The sequence below is a fragment of the [Clostridium] clostridioforme AGR2157 genome (assembly GCF_000424325.1).
Classification (GTDB): Bacteria; Bacillota; Clostridia; order Lachnospirales; family Lachnospiraceae; genus Enterocloster; species Enterocloster clostridioformis_A.
Genome location: NZ_AUJR01000009.1, coordinates 35,100 through 55,541, shown reverse-complemented (window position 1 = coordinate 55,541; position 20,442 = coordinate 35,100). Strand labels below are relative to the sequence as shown.

Genomic DNA, 20,442 nt, shown 5'->3' with positions numbered 1-20,442 from the left:
CTCTCTTCACCCAGATACCTCCTCTGTGCCTGTCCTCTTCTATTCTACAACTGATTCTTCGCTCCGACAATCACAATATCTTCCGACGGGTCCACCATCTGCATTTCCACATCCATCAGCATGAGAATCTGCTCCAGCTCGCCTGTGCCGTTAAAGTCCATGACTCTGGCTCCCACGCACAGATAGTAGTCGGGCCGCAGGATGGCATCCGCCTTGAAGATGGCCATTTCCTCCCACATCCTGGAAACAATGCTCCGGTAGGAGGATGCCTTGGCAAGGACTACTTCCCCGTCCGTCCTCTGTACCTTGATAAATCCCTTCTTATCCAGAATACGCAAAGGCTTGCGGCAACTGCTGTCCATATTATAGACATAGAAGTTAGGCGTCTGGCCCACCAGGTTCAGTTCTCCCGGCTTCGCCCTTAAATCCTCTGCCGCCAGGTTCCTGGCCTCCTCCTCGGTACATTCCTTAAGAAGGTCCGTTGTCTTGACCTCCGTGGAACCCAGGGCAATGGCAGTGAGTTTGGAGGTCTGCGGGTCAATCTCAATGTGGACCTCCACGGAACCGGGCGCAGCGCCGCTCTCCACTGCCTTGTCCACAGCCTCCCGCTTAATGCTCCTTATATCCTCAGGCGTGGGATTGGGAACCACCCGCTCCACCACATCGCGGACCATGGCCAGGGCCACACCGATGGAGGAAATGACCTCTGCATTCTCAGGCACGCTGTACTTAATATTCATCTTATTGGCGCAGAACCCAATCAGGGATGTGGCGCCGCCGCCCACGCCCACAAGGGATATCTGGTCGTGCTCCAGGCGGTACTTGTCAGCCAGCTCCATGATAATGGGCTCGATCTTCTCATAGGCCCTGGTGAGAATCTGGGCAGCCACATCCTCCACCGTGGTGTGCAGGTAATCGGCAATGGGCTGCATGGCCTTCCTGGCCGCATTCACATTTCCGTAGGAAAAGTCCTTTGGGGTCACCAGGTCCAGCACATTGGCCGCGCAGCTGTTGGTGATGGTGATGCGCTTGCCGCTCTTTAAGCGGATGGCCACGTAATCCTCCGGGTCCCCCTCCTTTGGAGAGAAGAACTCCATCTGGGGCTCCACGATTTCATCCTCATCCGTAAATACGGCGTAATCCAACCCCGCAATATGGGCGGAACGGGGGCCTACATCGTGGACGCCGCTCTTGTTCACCCGAATCATGCTTCCGCCTGCAACGCCCAGCACCCGCACATCCAGGGAACTGATATATGTCCTGTGCCCGCCCACAACAGAGTAATCAATGGCAGGGCGTCCGTTCTTGATAACACCGATATTGGTGGTGGTGCCTCCCACCTCAAAGTACACGCCGTTGGACGCCCTTAAGTACATGAGAGAGCCCATGACGCTGGCAGCCGGGCCGGAAAGCATGGTCAGTACCGGCCGCTTCTTCATCTCATTGATTTCCATGACTCCGCCGTCTCCGCGCATAATCATGAGAGGCACCTCCACGCCGGCCTTCCTGACACTCTCCTCTGTGGAATTGGCCGTGTTCAGCATCTTTGGCAGGATACTGGCGTTGATGGCCGCTGTCCTGGTCCGTCTGGTCAGGCCGTAGAGCTTGGTAATGTCCGAGGCAACGGTTGTCTCCATGCCCATCTCATCGTGGGCAATCTCAAACACAAACTGTTCCCCGGCAATGTCGTCCACCCCGTAAGCGTCTGACGCCACCAGCACCTGAGCGCCCTCCGCCTTAAGCTCCTTTACCGCCTTCCTGACCGTATCCTCGTCCTCTTCACTGTCACTCAGATAGCGGTTCTTTATCTTGATGCTTCTGCCGGATCCCAGATCGATATCCTTAAGGCGGGTCTGATGCTTTGCCAGGAAGCCTTCCATTCCCCCGGGCCCCATGCCCAGCACGCCCACGCAGGCCACATCGCCTTCTATCAGGGCATTGGTGGCCTGGGTGGTGCTGTGGGCCACAAAAATAACATCCTCAGGGGCAATATCATTTTCCCTTAAGCAGTTCTGGAATGCCTTCACCACGCCGGCCGCCACGCCGTATCTGTCATCGTGTGTGGTCTTGACAGAAGATTTTCCTATGATTTCATGTGTGGCGTTGTCAATCGCAACCGCCTTTGTATGGGTTCCTCCAACGTCGATTCCCATTCTCACCAGTCTGTTTCCCATGTTTTTTCTCCTCCCGTTAACCAAACATGATAAATGTAATAACCTGCAGGATGCAGCAGATAATCCAGCCGCACACCACGCTCATCTTTAAGAATTCCTTGGTAGATACCTTTGCGTAGCTAATGCCCCATACAATCCATGACTGGGTGATGCAGCAGGACACGTTCATAACCGTGGTGGCGGCAATCATCAGGGGAGCCAGGAAGGCCACCTCAAAGCCGACACCCTTTAAAATGCCCAGGGTGGCCGCGCCGCAGCCGTAAAGGGTGAAGGGGCCCCTGAACATTCCAAGCGGCGCCAGCACACAGAAGATAACGGTGATAAACAAGGTGCTGTGTGGAATGATATTACCCAGCAGCGCATTGAAATAGGGGATGCACAGCTCCGCCGCCTTGTTGAACATGGGGACCACCAGCAGGTACCCTACCAGGGGAGCCGTGTCCACCACGCCGTCAAAGAAGTCCTTGTTAAAGGTCCTGCAGGCAGCCCGGAAGCTTTTCAGTTTTCCGCATACAAACAGCGCATAGAAGCCGCCGATCAGGAAGCCCATGATAATGGGAACCTTGAATACAATCAGAAGAAACACAGGGATGAAGGGTGTCAGCAGGGACGGCGTGGGAGCAAAATCCAGTTTACGCCGGACCGGTCTTCTGGCTGCCCAGGAATGAACCGATTTCTTCCTCATGCAGAACAGAATCAGGATGATGGTAAATACCAGCTGTACTGCCAGCGCAATGCCGCCCCATTTCACATACTGCTCATAGGGGTACAAAACCTTGCCGTCCCCATCCAGAAAGAATGCGGTGTACTGTCCGAAGAGTACCGGGTTCAAAAACATGCCCGCGCCGATGCTCAGCATGAAGGATACAACGGACAGCACCTTGGGAATTCCCAGGGACATGAATATGGGAAGGATGATAACGCCGATGGCCACCACTGCGCCCGCCCCAAACAGGGAGGAAAATATGGCAGCCGTAACAATGCATAAGAGAATGCAGGTGATGGCCGGCTTGTCGCCGCCCAGCTCCGTGGTCTTGCGGATAAGGGTGGCTGCGATGCCTGTTTCTAACAGCACCCGCCCGAACCACGCGCCAAACACCACATTCACAAGCACTGAGCCCCAGCCCTCCGGGCCGCTCTGGAACACCTTGGAAAATGCCTGTATCCATGTGTTCCGGATACTGTCGCCATTTGCCGCGATAAAATCAGGATTGGACGCCAGAAGGTTGCCGGTCATGGGAAGGATGGTCCAGAGAATGGCCATAATCAGCATTCCCATCATCAGGTTGCCGCCCCTGGCCGCATAGACGGCCAGGCCAAAGAACGATGCCAAAATCAGTATTCCTATGATATATTCCATGAGTTAAATCTCCCCTCTATATTGCTCTTTTAACTTTGCGCTTTAGCGCTCAAGGCTGTTAAGCGTTTCCCATACCTCGTCAATGACCGGAATTCCGTCCCTTGTATTGTTTTCCCTGGTGATGAGTTCCAGTTCTCCCGGATAATATACCTCCCCGCCCTCTCTGATTGGCTCTGAGGACTTGATGTCTGACAGGATTTCATCCACTATGGAGTCCGTTTCCTCCGGTGTGTTGAATCTTAAGGGGTCAATGGCTATCATAATCTGGCTCAGGCCCACCTCGTCTCCAAAGGTGCCAATCCTGCTCACGGAATTGCCGTTTGTCAGAACAGTTGCTATCAGGTCCAGCGCAATGGAGATGCCGCTGCCCTTCCAGTATCCCATGGGAAGCACCCTCCATGTCTTCTCAATCTCAGCCGGGTCAGTGGTCAGGTTGCCCTCCGTATCATAGCCGCCGGGAACCGGAAGCTGCTGTCCCTTCAGCTTTGCCTCCTCAATCTTTCCGTAAGAGAACTGGGATACAGCGCAGTCAATGACGGCGTGTTTCCCGCTGCTTCTGGGAATGGACATGATAAATGGATTGTTTCCGATTTTTCTGTCCTTGCCGCCCCAGGCAGGCATGTTGGGCATGGTGTTGGACCAGCAGATACCGATGCATCCCTTGTCCGCTGCCTGCCAGCCGTAGCTGCCGCCGCGCATCCAGTGGTTATTATTTCCAAGGGCCACCACTCCCACTCCGTACTCCTTTGCCAGTTCCACAGCCCGGTCCATGGCCAGCTTTGCATTGAGGGGGCCGAATCCTCTGTGGCCGTTCCATCGCTCAATGGCTCCCATGGAGGATTCACAGGATGCAATGGCTCCGGAATCAATTTCTCCCTTATCCAGATATTCCACCACCCTGGGGAAGCGGTTCACACCGTGGGAATATACGCCGTCCAGGCTGTTGTTTGCAAATACGGTGGCCGCGTCCTTTGCATGCTTTCCCGAAAAACCTCTGCTCTCCAAAATCCCCTGAAACTTCTTTAACAAATCCTCATACTGCACTCTCATGGCTCTCTCTCCTTTTATGTTAGCTTTCTCTATTCGAGAAAGCGCTTTCTAATGACACCATTATAGCATTAATGAGATTTATGTCAATATACAAGTGTGTTTTCTCTTTGTTTTCATGTAAAATTCACTATTTTTTTATCAGTTTTTTGTGCATTATAATTGTGTTTCTCTATGTTTCAAAAAAGCGTTTTCCTATTTTCGCAAAATAAAAAGGAGTTGGCACAAAATTTCTTTGTTTCTACCAACTCCAAATTAAAAAAGCACTTTTCTATATACTGTTATGCCGAGCCCTGTACAGTGTTATATGGGCAATTGCATAAGCAGATATACCCCCTTGCAAGCCTCAGCTCATAGCACAATCGGCTGTATGCTACGTGGATATATGCAGACAGGGAGCCTGATATCCACGGGAACCGTCACAATGCAGCACCGGCTTATCCAATCTTTCAAAATGACGCGGAACCTCGCACCACCAGCTCCGGCTGGATGGCCACGCTTGTGGCTGACTCCTTTCCTTCCATCCTGTCCCTGAGAAGGGAAGCGCACATTCCGCCCAAAAGCTCCGGCTTGTTGTCCAGGGTAGCCAGCTCAGGTTCGCATATCCTGGAATCCGGCGAATTATTACAGCCAATAACGGCTATATCCTCCGGCACCCGGTATCCTCTTTCCTTAAATTCCTTCATGAGGCCGATGGCTGTGATGTCCTCACCACATATCACCCCGTTGACAGGCCTGCCGGTGGAGAGAATCTTTCTGGCAGCATCCCTTCCGCCCTCTAAACTGCTTTCGTCCACAATCACCACCCGGTCGTTTCCGTCAGGCACATCCCTCAGCTTCATGGCCTCTAAAAATCCCTGCCGTTTTGCCCTGCCGCTGTCCGTGGCAATGTCAAAGACATAGAACAAATCCATGCGCCCATGGTCAAACATATAATCCGAAGCCATGCGGATTGCCTTTGTATCATCCACTAGAACCGAATAAAAATCAGGCAGCTTCACCTGTCCGTTGGCAATGACTACCGGCGTATCCTTTATCTTGGCTGTAATCTCAGGATATTTTATCAGTTCATTGAATACAGAGCCAATGAGTACGATTCCGTCCGTCTGCTTCTCTGACAGTATCTCAAAATACCGGTCGCACTCCTGTATGGAACCGCCTGTATTGCACACGGAAACATTGTATCCCAGATTGCTGAACTCCTGTTCAATCACATATATCATCCTGGCATAATGCGTCACCCGCACATCCACCGTCAGGATGGCAATATTCTTCATGGTCTTGGAGACCATGCCCCTGGCTATGGCGCTGGGCTTATAGTCATACTTTTTAAGAACCGCCTCCACCCTGTCCCTTATCTTGGGATTCACATTCCCCTTATTGTTGAGCACCCGTGAAACCGTGGAAATGGAAGTCCCTGCCTCGGCTGCAATGTCATAAATATTCATCCCTTCACCCCTTTTATTCCTTAACACGCCTGCGCTTTCATCCCTTATTCTGCTTCAGATTTTTTTGTGAAAGCCCTTTCTCTATATTGTAATGGACTTTCCCGGATTTTGCAAGATAAATGTCCTGCGGTTTCTAGCCGGTTTTAGCCGGTTTGGAATTCGATATAAAATCGGATATGGAATTAATTGCATGTGGAAGCCGATATGGAATGGGATGTAATACTAAAAACAGCAGCCGACCGCATCCCTCCCATACAGGATTCCGCGTTCCGCTGCTGTTTCTCAATGCCGCTAAGGCCAGTCCCAAAACTGTAAATTATTTTTCCTAAAACTGCACAACATCCTTTATCTCTTCTGCCCGTTCCACATGTTCGGCATAAAGGACAGGCCCTTCACCGTGATAATCCTTCTGGTATTCAATGCCTATCTTTGCCCGGACCTTTACCCACTGCTTTGTCTTGTAATCCTCCGCTCCGGGCCATTTGCACATGAAGCCCAGAAACGTCATGTCCGCCTCACAGCATGTCATGGCCATGCGGCCAGGCACAAACTGGCCCTTGGGGAATTTAGGAGACTTAAGAACCATGGCAGTGAATTCCACCACCTTGTCCTTATAGCGCTCCGGCTGGTCCATGCAGTCAATATACCAAATACCGTAATCCTCGGGCTTAATTTCAATTACATCCGCGCCAAGATCATAGGGGAGGTCCTCTTCCAGGGTAGCCTGTTCAATTTCCCCCTCCTTGTCCTCCAGGACAATCTCGCTTTCCCGGCTTATGGCCCGTATGGTCCTGCGGTACGCGGTCAGCTTGTCGTCCGGAATTCCGTCGCACCGGTTCATGATGACCAGCTCCGAGCCCCGCAGCATGGCCCCCAGAAGCGGCTTCATGTTCTGCACGTAGAGCTCAAAGGTAGAACCGTCAATAATGGTAATCTGCTGATAAATGGTCCAGTCATCCGGCAGCTTTAAATCATCCTGGTTCCACATGCCGTTCCACTCCATCAGCACACGTTCCGGCTGATAGATGACCTCCAGTTCATTGAGATACTGGGGGGTCAGCTTCTCCATGTCATCCACAAACACCACTGCCGTCTTATTCTTCTTTAACTTTTTCTCGTCATATTCCGTATCACCTTCCTCACACACAATGAGGAGGGTCTTTCCCTCTGTTTTAAAATAGTCCTGCTGCATGGTAAAATCCAGAAACTGGGTCTTACCGGCCTCCAGGAAACCATTGATTAAAAACAAGGGCATGATATCGTCTTCTATCTCATAAGCCATGTCTGTTTCCCCTTATCCAATCAGCCTCTGCCGAATACGCTGTTCAGCTCTTCCTCTTTCAGGCTGGCGCCAATCACGCATACCTTGCCTGTATAATCCGGCCTGCCCTGGCGGATTTCATACTGTTCCGGCACCAGATCAAAATACAGCCACTCGCCAGGATTCTCTGTGGGGAGCATCCCCTTGGCCCTTAACACATTTCCAAACTCCCTGGTGGAGGAAAGACGTTTCAGGACATCCTCCAGCTGTTCACGGGTCACCGGAACAATGGTTTCCATTCCCCAGCTGGTAAACACCTCGTCCGCATGATGATGGTGATGGTCGTGATGGTCATGACCGCAGCCATCGTGATGATGGTCATGGCATTCCTCACCGTGGTCGTGGTGGTGATGGTCGTGGCATTCCTCACCGTGGTCATGGTCATGGTGCCCGCAGCATTCCCCGTCGTGGTCATGGTGGTGATGGTCGTGGCTCTCCTCGCCATGGTCATGGTCGTGGTCAAGACGGCTCTCCCGCACCTCTGCCAGCAAATCATCCAGCATGGTATCCTTCTTCTCAATAATTTCCAGAAGCTGGCTTCCACCAAGCTGGTCCAAAGGAGTGGTGATGATGACAGCATTGGCGTTCTTCTCCCGAATCATGTCCACATCCTTCTGTATCTTAGAAGCATCGGTAATATCCGTACGGCTCAGTACGATGGTTCCCGCATTCTCTATCTGGTTATTGAAGAACTCTCCGAAATTCTTCATGTACATCTTGCATTTTGCCGCATCCACAATGGTCACAGCGCTGTTTAGCTCCACATCCATGTCAGCCGATACGTCAATGACTGCCTTCATCACATCTGACAGCTTGCCCACGCCGGATGGCTCGATGATGATACGCTCCGGTTTGTATTGTGTCAGCACTTCAGCCAGGGATGTGCCGAAATCACCTACCAGGGAGCAGCAGATGCAGCCTGAATTCATCTCCCGGATTTCAATGCCTGAATCCTTCAGGAAACCGCCGTCAATTCCAATCTCGCCAAACTCATTCTCAATCAGGACAACCTGTTCTCCGGCAATGGCCTCCTCCAGGAGCTTCTTAATGAACGTGGTCTTGCCCGCTCCCAGGAATCCGGAGATAATATCAATCTTTGTCATTTTATTCTTTCCCTCTTTCTCAATATCCGAAGCCCTGCCAGTCCCTAAAGCAAGCAAAACCATCCGCCGCCCCGTCCTGACAAAGCCCTGGTTGTAAAGCCTGTCAATTGAATATTGTGGCACATTCACTGGATAAAGTCAAGACATATGGTGTCATCCTTCTTATACATTCTTAGTGAGATGCTTTACGATTTTCTCCGCATCCTCCTGTTTTCCAATCACCATCAGGTGGGTATCCCCTGCTATGACGTGGTCGGCGCCGGGCATGAACCTCATGTGTCCGTCCGGATTCTTCACCGCAATGACCGATATGCCGTACAGACGGCGGATATCGGAATCCTTTATGCTCTTTCCCACCCACTGGGGAAGGGGTTTGATTTCATAGATGGATATGCCGTCTGCCAGCTCCGTATAGTCAAACACATTGTTGGCGCTGTAACGCACCGCCACCTTCTCGGCCACGTCCCGGTCCGGATAAACCACCTCGTCCGCCCCGTTCTTTAACAGCAGCCTGGCGTGAATATTGCGGTTCGCCTTGCTGACAACGTACTTTGCCCCTATCTCCTTAATCAGACTGGTAACCTCCAGACTGTTCTGGAAATTATTTCCAATGCAGATAAAACAGATATCGAAGTTGCCGATTCCCAGGCTCTTAAGCACTGCCTCGTTGGTACAGTCTCCAATCTTGGCGCTGACCACATAAGGAAGGACGGGCTCCAGCTTCTCCTCCGATATGTCCACTGCCATGATTTGGTTGTCATGCTTGGCCAGGTTCTCACACAGGTGCTGGCCAAACCTTCCGATTCCGATAACAAGTATTGATTTCATCTCTAATACCCCTCTCTATCCTATGGTAATCCGCTCTGCCGGCAGCTGCACATGGGGCTTGCGGTTGGACCTGGTAAATGCCAGGGCAAAGGACAAGCTTCCGATTCGTCCGCAGTACATAAGCAGTATAATAACAATCCGCGAAAATGAATTCAGGCTTCTGGTAACTCCCGTGCTCATTCCTGAGGTGCCAATAGCTGAACACGTCTCAAAGAATACATCGGACATGGGCAGGTTCTGGGACACCATAATGGCTATGGTGGCTGCCAGCATCAGCCCCAGGTTGATGGTCAGGATACAGGCCGACTGCCTGATGGACTCGTCCTCCAGCCTTCTCCCGAATATCTCCACCCCATATGTCTGGCGGATATTGGAATGGACGTAAAGCAGAAGCACTGCCAGGGTGCTGGTCTTGATACCGCCGGCCGTGGAGCCCGGGCTTCCTCCGATGAACATGAGGATGGCTGACAGGAACTTGCTCCCGTCTGTCAGGGCCGCTGTGTCTACATTGTTGAATCCCGCTGTCCTGGGAGTGACAGCGCTGAAGAAACAGGCCAGGAATGTCTCGGAACCATTCAGTCCCACCAGTATATTATTGCGCTCCATCAGGTAAAAGAGTATGGTGCTTGTGATCAGAAGAACCGCCGTTGTAACCAGCACGATTTTGGTGTGAAGCATGTAGTGGCGGAAATCCAGTTTCTTCCTGGACAAATCATCCCAGACAATGAATCCGATGCCGCCCGTGATAATCAGGAAGGATATGGTTCCTATGACCACCCAGTCCCCCTCGTAATTGCAAAGGGAAATATACTGGCTGGTATGTCCCATCAGGTCAAAGCCCGCGTTACAGAAGGCTGAGACAGAATGAAATATTCCATACCAGATACCGTGGACCAGACCGTACTCCGGAATAAACCGGCAGGACAGTATGACAGCACCTGCCCCCTCAAAAACAGCTGTGCCGATGATGATTTTCTTGGCCAGCTTCACCATGCCGCCAATCTGCAGGGTGTTGACGCTTTCCTGCATAAGCCCCCGCTCCTTAAGCCCGATTTTCCTTCTCAGCACAATGGACAGGAAAATGCCGATGCTGATAAATCCCAGACCGCCCAGCTGAATCAGCACCAGCAGCACCATCTGGCCGAACAGGCTCCACTGGGTCCAGGTATCCGCCACCACCAGCCCCGTCACACAGGAAGCGCTGGTGGCCGTGAACAGGCAGTTGAGGAAGGGCTCGCTCTGACCGTCCCTGCTGGCAATGGGAAGCATCAGAAGCAGGGTTCCTGTCATGATGATCAGGAAAAATCCATAGGCAATGAACTGGGTCTGTGATATATGTTTTTTTAATCGGTAATGTTTTGGTTTTTTTCCAAACAACTTCTCATTCATGTTCCCCTCATTTTAAATCCCACAAGTTATTTTTACGGCGAATCGCTCCGCATAAAGAGCATTTTAGCACTTTAGCCCCGGACTGTCTACTGCAAAACAGGAAATAACCGGCCGGTAAAACAGCCGGCCGGAGGCATCAGCCTCTCAGGCGGCCCAGGGACTGCCACGCCATAAACAGCAGGAAGGCGCACAGATTCACCACCACCACGCTGGCCCCGGCCGGTATGGAAAACTGGTAGGATGCCACCATGCCCGCGAAAAAGCAGGCCAGGGACAGGATGCCTGAGGACACCATGACGCCTCCGAAGCTTTTGAATACCCGCATGGAGGAAAGGCAGGGAAATATCACAAGGCTGGAGATGAGCATGGCCCCCATCATCCTCATTCCCAGTACAATGGTCACTGCCGTGAGAACGGCTATGATGATATTGTAGCGGCCCACATTGACCCCTGTTGCCTTGGCAAAATTCTCGTCAAAGGTCACCGCAAATATGCGGTTGTAGCATATCACAAACAATCCCAGCACCACCAGGGACAGCACCACGCTGAGCCGTACATCCTCCCTGCTCATGGCCAGGATGCTTCCGAACATATAGCTGCTCACATCCGTGGTCATGCCCGTGGTCAGTGAGGTGACAATGATGCCTAACGCCAGGGCGCTGGCTGATATGAGGGCAATGGCCGCATCGCTTTTAATCCGGCTGTTCTCCGTAATCCGAAGCAGGAAAAAAGCGGCCAGTACCACCACGGGAATGGATATCTTAAGAGGGGACCAGCCCATGGCCAGGGCAATGGACAGGGCTCCAAAGGACACATGGGACAATCCGTCCCCAATCATGCTGTACCGTCTGAGCACCAGGCTCACACCCAGCAGGGAGGCGCACAGGGATACCATCATGCCGCCCGCAAGAGCCCTCACCAGAAACGGATAGGAAAGCATTTCACGTATCAGATTCATGATTTCTCCTCCTTGTGCATGTGCAGCTTCACCGCGTGGCATCCGGCTGTCGGCTTGCATCTGCCCTGCTCCTTCTCATGAAAGAAATGGCCGGCTGCCTGGCTGTTCATATAGTCATGGGCAGGCCCGTAGAACAGGACCCGCTTTTGCAGGTGGAGTATCTTATTGGCCTCCTCCACCGCGTTTCTCAGGTCATGGGACACCATGAGGATGGCCACCTTATCCTCCCGGTTCAGCCTCCGGATCATGGCGTAAAACTCCTGGATGGCCGTGGGATCTAACCCCGTGATGGGCTCGTCCAGTATCAGCAGGGAGCTTGTTGCGCACAGAGCCCTGGCTATGAGCACCCGCTGCTGCTGTCCGCCGGACAGCTCCCGGTAGCACTGCTTTCTGAGGGGTGTAATCCCCAGCTTCTCCATGTTCCTGTCCGCAATCTCTTTTTCTTTCTTAGAATAAAATGGAAGCATTCCCCTGCGGTTTAAGCAGCCGCTTAAGACCACCTCTGAGACAGTGGCGGGAAAATCCTTCTGGGCGGCTGTCTGCTGGGGCAGGTAGCCGATACCGGTCCTCTTTAGCTCCTCCGCCGTTACAAGCTTCCCGCCCGTAGGCTTGATTAAGCCCAAAAGCCCCTTCATCAGAGTACTCTTGCCGGAGCCGTTCTCACCCACGATACACAGATAATCCCCCGGGTCCACTTCCATATTTACATCGATTACAGCATCCTGTTTATCATATCCGAAATCCACATGCTGGCATTGAATTAATGGTGACATATTTTACCTCTTTTACATTGGTTATTCCGGCTCAGGTCATTCCAGCCCATACCGCAGGTTCTCCGCATTCTGTCTCATGAGCCGGAGATAGGTGACGCCCTCGTCGAACTGCTTCCTGGTCACGTTGTGGCAGGAATGGAGAAGAAGAGGCGCTGCCCCTGTTTCCTCCTGAATGATTTCCGCTGTCCTGTGGCTGGAAAGTTCCAGGTAATAGACGGCCGGAATCCGGTCCTTCTTTACCTTGTCTATCAGATAGGCAATGGTCCTGGCGCTGGGCTCCGTGTCCCCGCTGCACCCGGAAAAGGCAGCGCGGTAGGAAAGGCCGTACTCATCCGCGAAATAGCGGAAGGGAAACTTGTCCGCCACCACAATCATGTGGAGGCGCCCCTGGTTTACCACCTGTCTGAACTGGCTGTCCAGGTCCTTAAGCTCCTTCAGGTATTCCCGGGTATTAGCCTCAAAGCGGCTTTCCTCCCGGGGGGCCGCCTCCGCCAGGGCCTGGCTTATGATTTTTACGATGGCCTGGGCATTGACCGGTGAGGTCCATATATGCTCATCGTATTCAATGTGCATCTCATGGCCGTCCTCTTCCTCCTCTTGGCCGTCCTTCTCATGACCATCCTTCTCATAGCCGTCCTCATGGTGGCGTTCTTCCTCCATGCCTTCCACATGCTCCTCCTCCACCACATCCACATAGTCCATCATGGTCAAAACCTTCATGTGGCTGGTGTCCAGGGAGCCCAGCACCTCCTCCACCCACTGCTCCATCTCGCCGCCGTTGCAGATCAGCACATCGGCCTCCTGCATGGCGATCATATCAGCGGGCGTAGGTTCAAAGGAATGGCTGTCCATGCCCGCGGGCACCACCAGTTTAAGCTTCACCCGGTCCCCCGCAATCTGACGCACAAAATCATAGTAGGGAAAGATGGTGGTCACCACGAGGAGGCGGTCATCCTTGCCCTCCTGGCTAACGGCAGGTGTCTTTCCTGATTCAGGCGGTCTCTGTCCGGCAGCGCATCCCCATATACTTATGACCATGACCACGGCGCCAAGCACGGCCATGAGCCACATAATCCCCCTGTATCTTAAGGGCATCCTATCACTCAATTCCATTCACATCCTTTATATACTGAACAACCTGGGACGGATGGTCCGCAATAAGCGCCGGATGGAAGGACATAAGCTCTTCCCTGGTCCGAAACCCCCAGGTCACGCCCACTGTATCCACCTTTGCATTGTTCCCGGTCTCCATGTCCGTGTTGGTATCCCCCAGATAGAGGATCTCACTCTTTGAAAGTCTCAGTTCCTCCGCTATGGCCCATACGCCGTCAGGGCAGGGCTTTTTCTTGATTCCCTTATCCTCCCTCTCGCCGTAGACCAGGTCAAAATAGCCCTTTCCAAACACGCCCTCCACATTGTCCAGGGTCCTGGGATGGGGCTTGTTGGACAGCACGGCAATGAAAATGCCCTGTGACTTTAAAAACTCCAGAAGCTCCCTGATTCCCTCGTATGCCTCCACACGGTACATGCAGCATTCCCGGAAAATATCCTGATACCGCTCCACTGCCTCCTCATAATGGGTCAGCTCCTTGTCCCCGCAGGCAATAAGGGACCGCTCCAGTAACTTCTTATAACCGTCCCCCACATAGAGCCGGCTCTCCTCCACGCTGATTTCACGCATGTTCCAATAACACAGGGTATCATTCACAGACTTCTGGATGGCATAGATAGAATTCACAAGGGTCCCGTCCAGGTCGAATATACAGCATTTATACATTATAGTTACCATTCCTTTCCATGGATATACGCAAATCCGTCTTAACACAACCTACATCATAGCACAGTTCCATCTGTTTTTCCACTGCATTTGACACCGCCCCCCTGGCATGCTATACTTTTTTCAACACAAGACAGCTAAATTTTTCCATTTTAAAAGGAGAAAACCATGACGAATTCCTATATGATTACCTGCTGTTCCACAGCCGATCTGCCGGCGTCTTATCTGACGGAGAGAGGCATCCCCTACTCCTGCTTTCATTTCCGGATGAACGGCATGGAATACGACGACGACCTTGGAAAGTCCATTCCCATTGAGGATTTTTACGAGAACATCAGGCAGGGCGCCATGCCCACCACGTCCCAGGTGAACCCGGAACAATACGAAGCCATGTTTGAGCCCATATTAAAAGAAGGAAAGGATATCATCCACATGACCCTCTCCTCCGGCATATCCGGCACCTATAATTCGGCGGTCATTGCCAGGGATGAGATGCTGGAGCGTTATCCGGACCGGCGGATTGCCGTCATTGACTCCTGCTGCGCCTCCGCGGGCTACGGACTTCTGGTGGACACGGCCTGGGAGAAGATGCAGGCAGGTGCGGAATACGAAGAACTTGTTTCCTGGATTGAGGAGAACAAAAAAAGGGTCCATCATTGGTTCTTCACCTCTGATTTGACCCATTTAAGACGGGGAGGACGTATCTCTGCCTCAGCTGCCTTCTTTGGCAGCATGCTCAACATATGTCCCCTGATGAATGTGAATGTGGAGGGCAAACTGATTCCCCGCGACAAGTACCGGGGCAAGAAACGTGTTATCCGGGAAATGGTGGAGCGGATGAAGGCTCACGCAGAACAGGGCACTGCCTATGACGGCAAATGCTTTCTGTCCCAATCCTCCTGTCCCGAGGATGCCGGGGCAGTGGCCAGCCTGGTGGAGGAAACCTTCCCCCAATTAAATGGGACGGTTTTCATCGTGGATATCGGCACTGTCATCGGGTCCCATACCGGTCCCGGCACCGTATGCCTGGTTTTCTGGGGAGATGACAGGACCGTGTAGATCGTGTCTGAAAATCGCTTTCTGACACGATCTGGCCCATTAAGCCTTCTGTTCTTTCATGGTCATCATATACAGGGCCCCGAAACCGGCAGCCCCGGCTGCAAGACTTGCCGCCAGGTCCACGCCTGTGGGAATGCCGGGAAAAAGTTCAGGCAGGGAACCGAACATGAATCCCAGGATTATCAGATAGGTGGGCTGGGGATTGCGGGACATCAGCCGCTCCAGCACCTTGGTGGTCAGGAAGATGCCGCCCAGCACGCCGGCTCCCAGCGGTATCAGAGGAAGGATGTTCAGGGAGCTGATGTTTCCTATGATGGTCTCATAGATTCCCAGCATATAGAGCATCTGTGACACGCTGATTCCGGGCAGGACCAGCCCCACCGCTATGATGAATCCACCTGCCAGCTGAAGGAGCAGGGCACCGGGCCCGAAACTTCCGTCCGGTGTAAAAAGCCCTGAGGGAATCAGGGCCAGGAGCACCACCCCCAGGATGCCTATGACAGGGTAGGCAACCGCCCCCAGGTCCAGCTTTTTCACGCCTGCTTCCCTGTATATCATGGGAACACCTCCAGCCACTGCTCCCAGGAAGAAAAACCGGAGAGGCACATCGGCCCTGGTGGTGAACAGATAGCTGATGAAGCGTGAAAACAGCACCATTCCAATTCCTGCCCCCAGGACGAATTTGAGCAGGAAGGCCATGCTTCCTGCAGGTTCCTTAAAAAAGGAGCTGATGGATGAAATAAGCCTGTCATAGACCCCCATAATCATGGCCATGGAACCTCCGCTTACTCCGGGAACCGTCATGGTCCCCCCAATCCACATTCCTTTTAATATGATATTCATATTGTCTCGATTCATTGGATATACTCCTTTTCACCTTCTGTGACCTTACTGCACACGCGTCCCTTCCGGGACAGCAGTAACGATATTCTACCCCATGCAGCCGGAAAAGTGAATTAATTTTCTGTATATATTTATGACCGGATACGGCTTATTATTGCCCCGGACATGAAAATAATCCCGGAGGGCAGGCTGGCATGCCTTTCACCGGGATTTATTTTTTGAGGAATATGATTATGTGATAATGAATCGATATATGGAGCAGATGTATTTAATCAAAGTATTTGCTTAATTAGCACCGCACTGGGAATTTCCCGGCATCATGCTGACACCCATCTGTGACAGCATGGAATTCAGGTCCTGTCCGCCCTTCTGGTACTGTACTGCCCGGGGACAATTTCCCGTATTGTAAAGCGCTGCGTTGCAGTCATTTATATTTGCCATATTGGTGCCGCATGCAGAGCCCAGCATTGCAGCAAGTGCCATAGATGAAACTGATAACATAGTATGTCCTCGCTTTCTTTATTACAGATGTTACAAATCTGTTTCTTTTTTGTTACAAAACTATATTATCACATTTTAGGGGCCCTGTGTCTGGGAGTTATTGGAAAAACTACGATCTTTGTCTTTTTTGCGGATTTTTCATGACTTTGGTAATATTTTCCTATCCCTCATCCGGGGACCATTTCCACAAGGCGGATGAGCTTGCCATCATACAAATTCTCTGTCTGCCACATTACCCGTCAGCTGAAACAGCTGGGGCAGATGGTTGCTCAGGTGGATGGGGATTCCCGTATAAGTCTATGAAAACAGAGGAGCTTCATGGCGCTCTAAGCGCTGAAGACCTGCTCCGCATAATTTACAGATGCCATGGCATCCCTGCAATAGGCGTCAGCGCCTATGGTCCTGGCATAATCCTCTGTCAGCACAGCGCCTCCCACCATCACCTTTACGGTCGTTGACGCGGCCCTTAACTGACGGATGGTTTCCTCCATGCCGGGCACGGTGGTGGTCATGAGGGCGCTCAGGCCCACCAGGGCCACCTGGCGCTCCACGGCCTCCTTTACGATAACCTCCGGCGGGACATCCCTGCCCAGGTCGATGACCTCATAACTGTAATTTTCCAGCAGAACCTTCACGATGTTCTTGCCGATATCATGGATGTCACCTTTCACCGTTGCCAGGATGATGGTTCCTTTCTTTTCCCGGGCCTGTCCGCTTCCATCCATAGCTGCCTTGATGACCTCAAATGCGGCCTTGGCAGCCTCCGCGCTCATAAGAAGCTGGGGCAGGAACACGGTGCCCTTCTCAAACCCCTTTCCCACACGGTCCAGGGCCGGTATCATCTCGCTGTTGATGATATCAAGCGGTTCCCGCTCCTTTAACAGTGCGGTCACCGCGTTGTGGGCAGCTTCCTTCAGGCCTCTCTCAATGGCCGCCGACAGGGCAGGCCCCTTTCCCTGAGCGTCTCCTGACCCGGAATGATAGTCTGCCTTTGTCCCGTCCTGACCGCCGCCCCTTCCGATGGTCTGGCCCAGGCCCGCGCTCTGACCGCTGTACACACTGATATACTGGCCGCACTGGGGATCCCGGTCCATAAGCGCGTTAAAGCTGTAGTAAGCCCGCATCATGGCCTCGGAGTTGGGGTTTATGATGGCTGCACCCAGCCCGCATTCCATGGCCATGGTAAAGAATGCGGCATTGATGATTTCCCTCTGGGGCAGTCCGAAGGATATGTTGGATACCCCCAGCACGGTTCCCACTCCCAGCTCGTCCCGGATGCGCCGCAGCGTTTCCAGGGTGGTAAGGGCCCCCTTGCTGTCGGAACTGACCGTCATGCAGAGTCCGTCCAGAATGATATCCTCCGGTCCGATTCCGTACTCCGCTGCCCGATCTATGATTTTCCTTCCCACGGCCAGACGTCCCTTTGCCGTATCGGGAATGCCGGACTCGTCCAGGCAGAGACCTACTGCCACTCCGCCGTATTTTGCCATCAGCGGAAATACGCGGGTCATGGACTCTTCCTTGCCGTTGACAGAGTTTATCAGCGGTTTTCCGTTATATATACGCATGGCGCGCTCCATGGCTTCCATGTCCGAGGTGTCAATTTGAAGGGGAAGGTCGATGATGGCCTGAAGCTCCCTTACAGCCTCCTCCATCATGGATGGCTCGTGGATTTCAGGAAGTCCCACGTTCACATCCAGCACATCCGCTCCGTTGTCCTGCTGGCTGACGCCCTCCTTCAGGATATATTCCAGGTTGTGGTCCCGCAGTGCCTGCTTGAATTTGGACTTGCCGGTGGGGTTAATGCGCTCACCGATGATGATTGTCTTATTGCCAACGGTCACTGCCTTTGCATAGGAGGACACCACGGTGCGGTGTTTTTTCTCCGGCCACACCACAGGCATGTCCTTACACCGCTGTGTCATCAGGCGTATATGCTCCGGGGTGGTGCCGCAGCACCCTCCCACTACCACGGCGCCCATGGCCACAATCTCCTCCATGACAAGGGCAAAGCCCTCAGCGTCTATATCGTACACCGTCTTTCCGTTTTCGCTTCTTGGAAGGCCCGCATTGGGGTTTACCAGCACGGGAAGGGAGGATACCCTCAGGATTTCCTCCAGGATTCCCTTCATCTGCACAGGCCCCAGGCCGCAGTTGATTCCCAGGGCATCCACCCTCAGTCCCTCCAGCAGGGCCACGGTGGACTCCACGTTTCCGCCGGTCAGAAGCTTTCCCTTTTCATCAAATATGACGGTTGCGAACACAGGCAGGCGTTCCCCTGTATCCGGCCTGAATCCTGCCTCCCTGGCAGCCAGCACCGCGGCCTTCAGCTCATAGCTGTCGCTCATGGTTTCAATCAGGACCAGGTCCGCTCCCGCCCTGGCGCCAATGGATACCACCTCTTTATAAAGCTTCACCGCGTCCTCGAACTCCAGGTCCCCCAGAGGCTTTAGCAGCCGTCCCGTGGGGCCCAGGTCCAGAGCCACGTATCCGTGTCCTGCCTCCTTAACCGCGGTCCTGGCGTTCTCCACCGCGGCTGTCACGATGGGTTCCAGATCATCCTTGAATTTAAGCCCGTTGGCGCCAAATGTATTGGTTGTCATGATGTCCGCGCCGGCCTCCAGATAGGACCGGTGTATGGATATAAGCACATCCCGGTGGGTCAGGTTCCACCGTTCCGGAAGCTCTCCCGGTTTCAGGCCCCGGGCCTGGAGCAGGCTTCCCATTCCGCCGTCGCAGAACAGGCGGCGCACCTTCATCTCTTCTAATATTCTCATCGTCATTCTCCGCAAGTCCTCTTAACTGTTCAAAATGTCGTTTACCAGGATGTCCACCTGTTCCCCGCTGGTAATCCAGCTGGTGCAGAGGCGGATAGCCGTATGGCTTTCATCCACCCTTCCCTGGTTGGTGTAACTGTACTTATCCTTCCACGACTCCAGCAGGGAATCCGGCATGATGGGAAATACCTGGTTTGTGGTGTTTTCCACCAGGAAGGGATATCCCTTTTTGACACAGGCGCAGCGGATCTTGTCTGCCAGCCTGTCCGCGTGGGCTCCCAGCTCAAAATACAGGCCGTCCCGTAAAAGCTCTCCAAACTGGATGCCCAGAAGGCGTCCCTTGGCCAGCATACCGCCCCGCTGCTTGATATGGTAGCGGAAATCCGCCTTCAGCTCGTCGTTCAATATGACCACGGCCTCCCCGAAAAGCGCCCCCGCCTTGGTTCCGCCGATGTAGAATACGTCACAGGCAGCTGCCAGGGACTTAAGGTCCAGGTCATTCCCCTCTGCCGCCAGGCCGTATGCCAGACGGGCGCCGTCCACAAACAGGTACAGTCCGTACTTTCTGCACACCCCATACAGGTTCTCCAGCTCAGACCTGGTATAAATAGTGCCCAGCTCCGTGGGGTTGGAGATGTATACCATCTTTGGCTGCACCGTGTGCTCAAAGCTTTCGTCCCGGATATGGGCCTGGTACAGATCCTCCACCTGCTCTGCCGTAATCTTGCCGTCCTCAGAGGGCAGGGCCAGCACCTTGTGGCCGGTGGACTCTATGGAGCCTGTCTCATGTACATTGATGTGGGCCGTGAAAGCACCCACCACCCCCTGATGGGAACGTAGGGCAGACGCAATGACCGTCATATTGGCCTGGGTGCCTCCCACCAGGAAATGAACCGCTGCATCCTCCCGTCCGCAGAGGCTGCGGATGATGCCCGCGGCCTCTGTGCAGTAATGGTCCTCCCCGTATCCGGGTGTCTGCTCCAGGTTGGTCTCAGCCAGTTTCTTAAGTATGCGCTCATGGGCGCCTTCGCTGTAATCACAGTCAAAACGTATCATAATATAATTCCCCTTTTTATTTTTTTTA

At 53.1% G+C, this 20,442-nt stretch carries 17 protein-coding genes; 1 reads left to right on the top strand and 16 read right to left on the bottom strand.

Annotation, left to right across the window (positions count from 1 at the left end; genetic code table 11):
* Positions 1 to 44: 44 nt before the first annotated feature.
* The 12 genes from G614_RS0105465 to G614_RS0105405 form a co-directional block, all read right to left on the bottom strand.
* On the bottom strand, positions 45 to 2,174 hold the full coding sequence (locus G614_RS0105465) for a hydantoinase/oxoprolinase family protein (RefSeq protein WP_027641148.1): 2,130 nt from the start codon (positions 2,172 to 2,174) through the stop codon (positions 45 to 47).
* 16 nt (positions 2,175 to 2,190) lie between these two features.
* Positions 2,191 to 3,534: a citrate transporter gene (locus G614_RS0105460; protein ID WP_027641147.1), complete on the bottom strand. Its 1,344-nt coding sequence runs from the start codon at positions 3,532 to 3,534 to the stop codon at positions 2,191 to 2,193.
* Positions 3,535 to 3,576: 42 nt separating this feature from the next.
* Positions 3,577 to 4,584, bottom strand: coding sequence for a 3-dehydro-L-gulonate 2-dehydrogenase (yiaK, locus tag G614_RS0105455; protein ID WP_027641146.1), 1,008 nt, complete (start codon positions 4,582 to 4,584; stop codon positions 3,577 to 3,579).
* Positions 4,585 to 5,030: 446 nt separating this feature from the next.
* Entirely contained in the window at positions 5,031 to 6,029 is a 999-nt protein-coding gene (locus tag G614_RS0105450; RefSeq protein ID WP_027641145.1) for a LacI family DNA-binding transcriptional regulator, read from the bottom strand.
* Between the two features lie 325 nt (positions 6,030 to 6,354).
* Entirely contained in the window at positions 6,355 to 7,311 is a 957-nt protein-coding gene (locus tag G614_RS0105440; RefSeq protein ID WP_027641144.1) for a GTP-binding protein, read from the bottom strand.
* A 20-nt stretch (positions 7,312 to 7,331) separates the two neighbouring features.
* The gene (locus G614_RS0105435; protein WP_027641143.1) at positions 7,332 to 8,453 is read right to left on the bottom strand and encodes a CobW family GTP-binding protein; all 1,122 of its coding nucleotides are present in this window, start codon (positions 8,451 to 8,453) and stop codon (positions 7,332 to 7,334) included.
* Between the two features lie 162 nt (positions 8,454 to 8,615).
* The gene (locus G614_RS0105430) at positions 8,616 to 9,281 is read right to left on the bottom strand and encodes a potassium channel family protein (RefSeq protein ID WP_027641142.1); all 666 of its coding nucleotides are present in this window, start codon (positions 9,279 to 9,281) and stop codon (positions 8,616 to 8,618) included.
* 15 nt (positions 9,282 to 9,296) lie between these two features.
* A complete protein-coding gene (locus G614_RS0105425; protein ID WP_027641141.1) occupies positions 9,297 to 10,670 on the bottom strand; it encodes a TrkH family potassium uptake protein in 1,374 nt (457 codons plus the stop codon).
* 136 nt (positions 10,671 to 10,806) lie between these two features.
* Positions 10,807 to 11,628, bottom strand: coding sequence for a metal ABC transporter permease (locus tag G614_RS0105420; RefSeq protein ID WP_027641140.1), 822 nt, complete (start codon positions 11,626 to 11,628; stop codon positions 10,807 to 10,809).
* Complete coding sequence (locus G614_RS0105415; RefSeq protein WP_027641139.1) at positions 11,625 to 12,401, bottom strand: metal ABC transporter ATP-binding protein; 777 nt, start codon at positions 12,399 to 12,401, stop codon at positions 11,625 to 11,627. The genes G614_RS0105420 and G614_RS0105415 overlap by 4 nt, the downstream gene beginning before the upstream one ends.
* Positions 12,402 to 12,437: 36 nt before the next feature.
* Positions 12,438 to 13,514, bottom strand: a complete 1,077-nt coding sequence (locus G614_RS0105410; protein WP_027641138.1) for a metal ABC transporter substrate-binding protein — start codon at positions 13,512 to 13,514, stop codon at positions 12,438 to 12,440.
* Positions 13,501 to 14,178 (bottom strand): HAD family hydrolase, encoded by a 678-nt coding sequence (locus G614_RS0105405; RefSeq protein ID WP_027641137.1) that lies wholly within the window; start codon positions 14,176 to 14,178, stop codon positions 13,501 to 13,503. Before G614_RS0105405 ends, G614_RS0105410 begins: the two co-directional genes overlap by 14 nt.
* A gap of 168 nt (positions 14,179 to 14,346) precedes the next feature.
* On the opposite strand from G614_RS0105405, the gene G614_RS0105395 reads away from it, so the two are divergent.
* Positions 14,347 to 15,237, top strand: coding sequence for a DegV family protein (locus G614_RS0105395; RefSeq protein WP_027641136.1), 891 nt, complete (start codon positions 14,347 to 14,349; stop codon positions 15,235 to 15,237).
* 39 nt (positions 15,238 to 15,276) lie between these two features.
* Here the strand turns inward: G614_RS0105395 and G614_RS0105390 are convergent, their stop codons facing one another.
* From G614_RS0105390 to G614_RS0105375, 4 genes are all read right to left on the bottom strand, one after another.
* Positions 15,277 to 16,095, bottom strand: coding sequence for a DUF368 domain-containing protein (locus G614_RS0105390; RefSeq protein WP_027641135.1), 819 nt, complete (start codon positions 16,093 to 16,095; stop codon positions 15,277 to 15,279).
* 270 nt (positions 16,096 to 16,365) lie between these two features.
* Positions 16,366 to 16,581, bottom strand: a complete 216-nt coding sequence (locus tag G614_RS0105385; protein ID WP_027641134.1) for a hypothetical protein — start codon at positions 16,579 to 16,581, stop codon at positions 16,366 to 16,368.
* Positions 16,582 to 16,907: 326 nt separating this feature from the next.
* Entirely contained in the window at positions 16,908 to 19,358 is a 2,451-nt protein-coding gene (locus G614_RS0105380; protein ID WP_027641133.1) for a homocysteine S-methyltransferase family protein, read from the bottom strand.
* A 21-nt stretch (positions 19,359 to 19,379) separates the two neighbouring features.
* Positions 19,380 to 20,414 carry a threonine aldolase family protein gene (locus G614_RS0105375; RefSeq protein WP_027641132.1) on the bottom strand — a complete coding sequence of 345 codons (1,035 nt, stop codon included), beginning with the start codon at positions 20,412 to 20,414 and terminating at the stop codon, positions 19,380 to 19,382.
* Positions 20,415 to 20,442 lie beyond the last annotated feature (28 nt).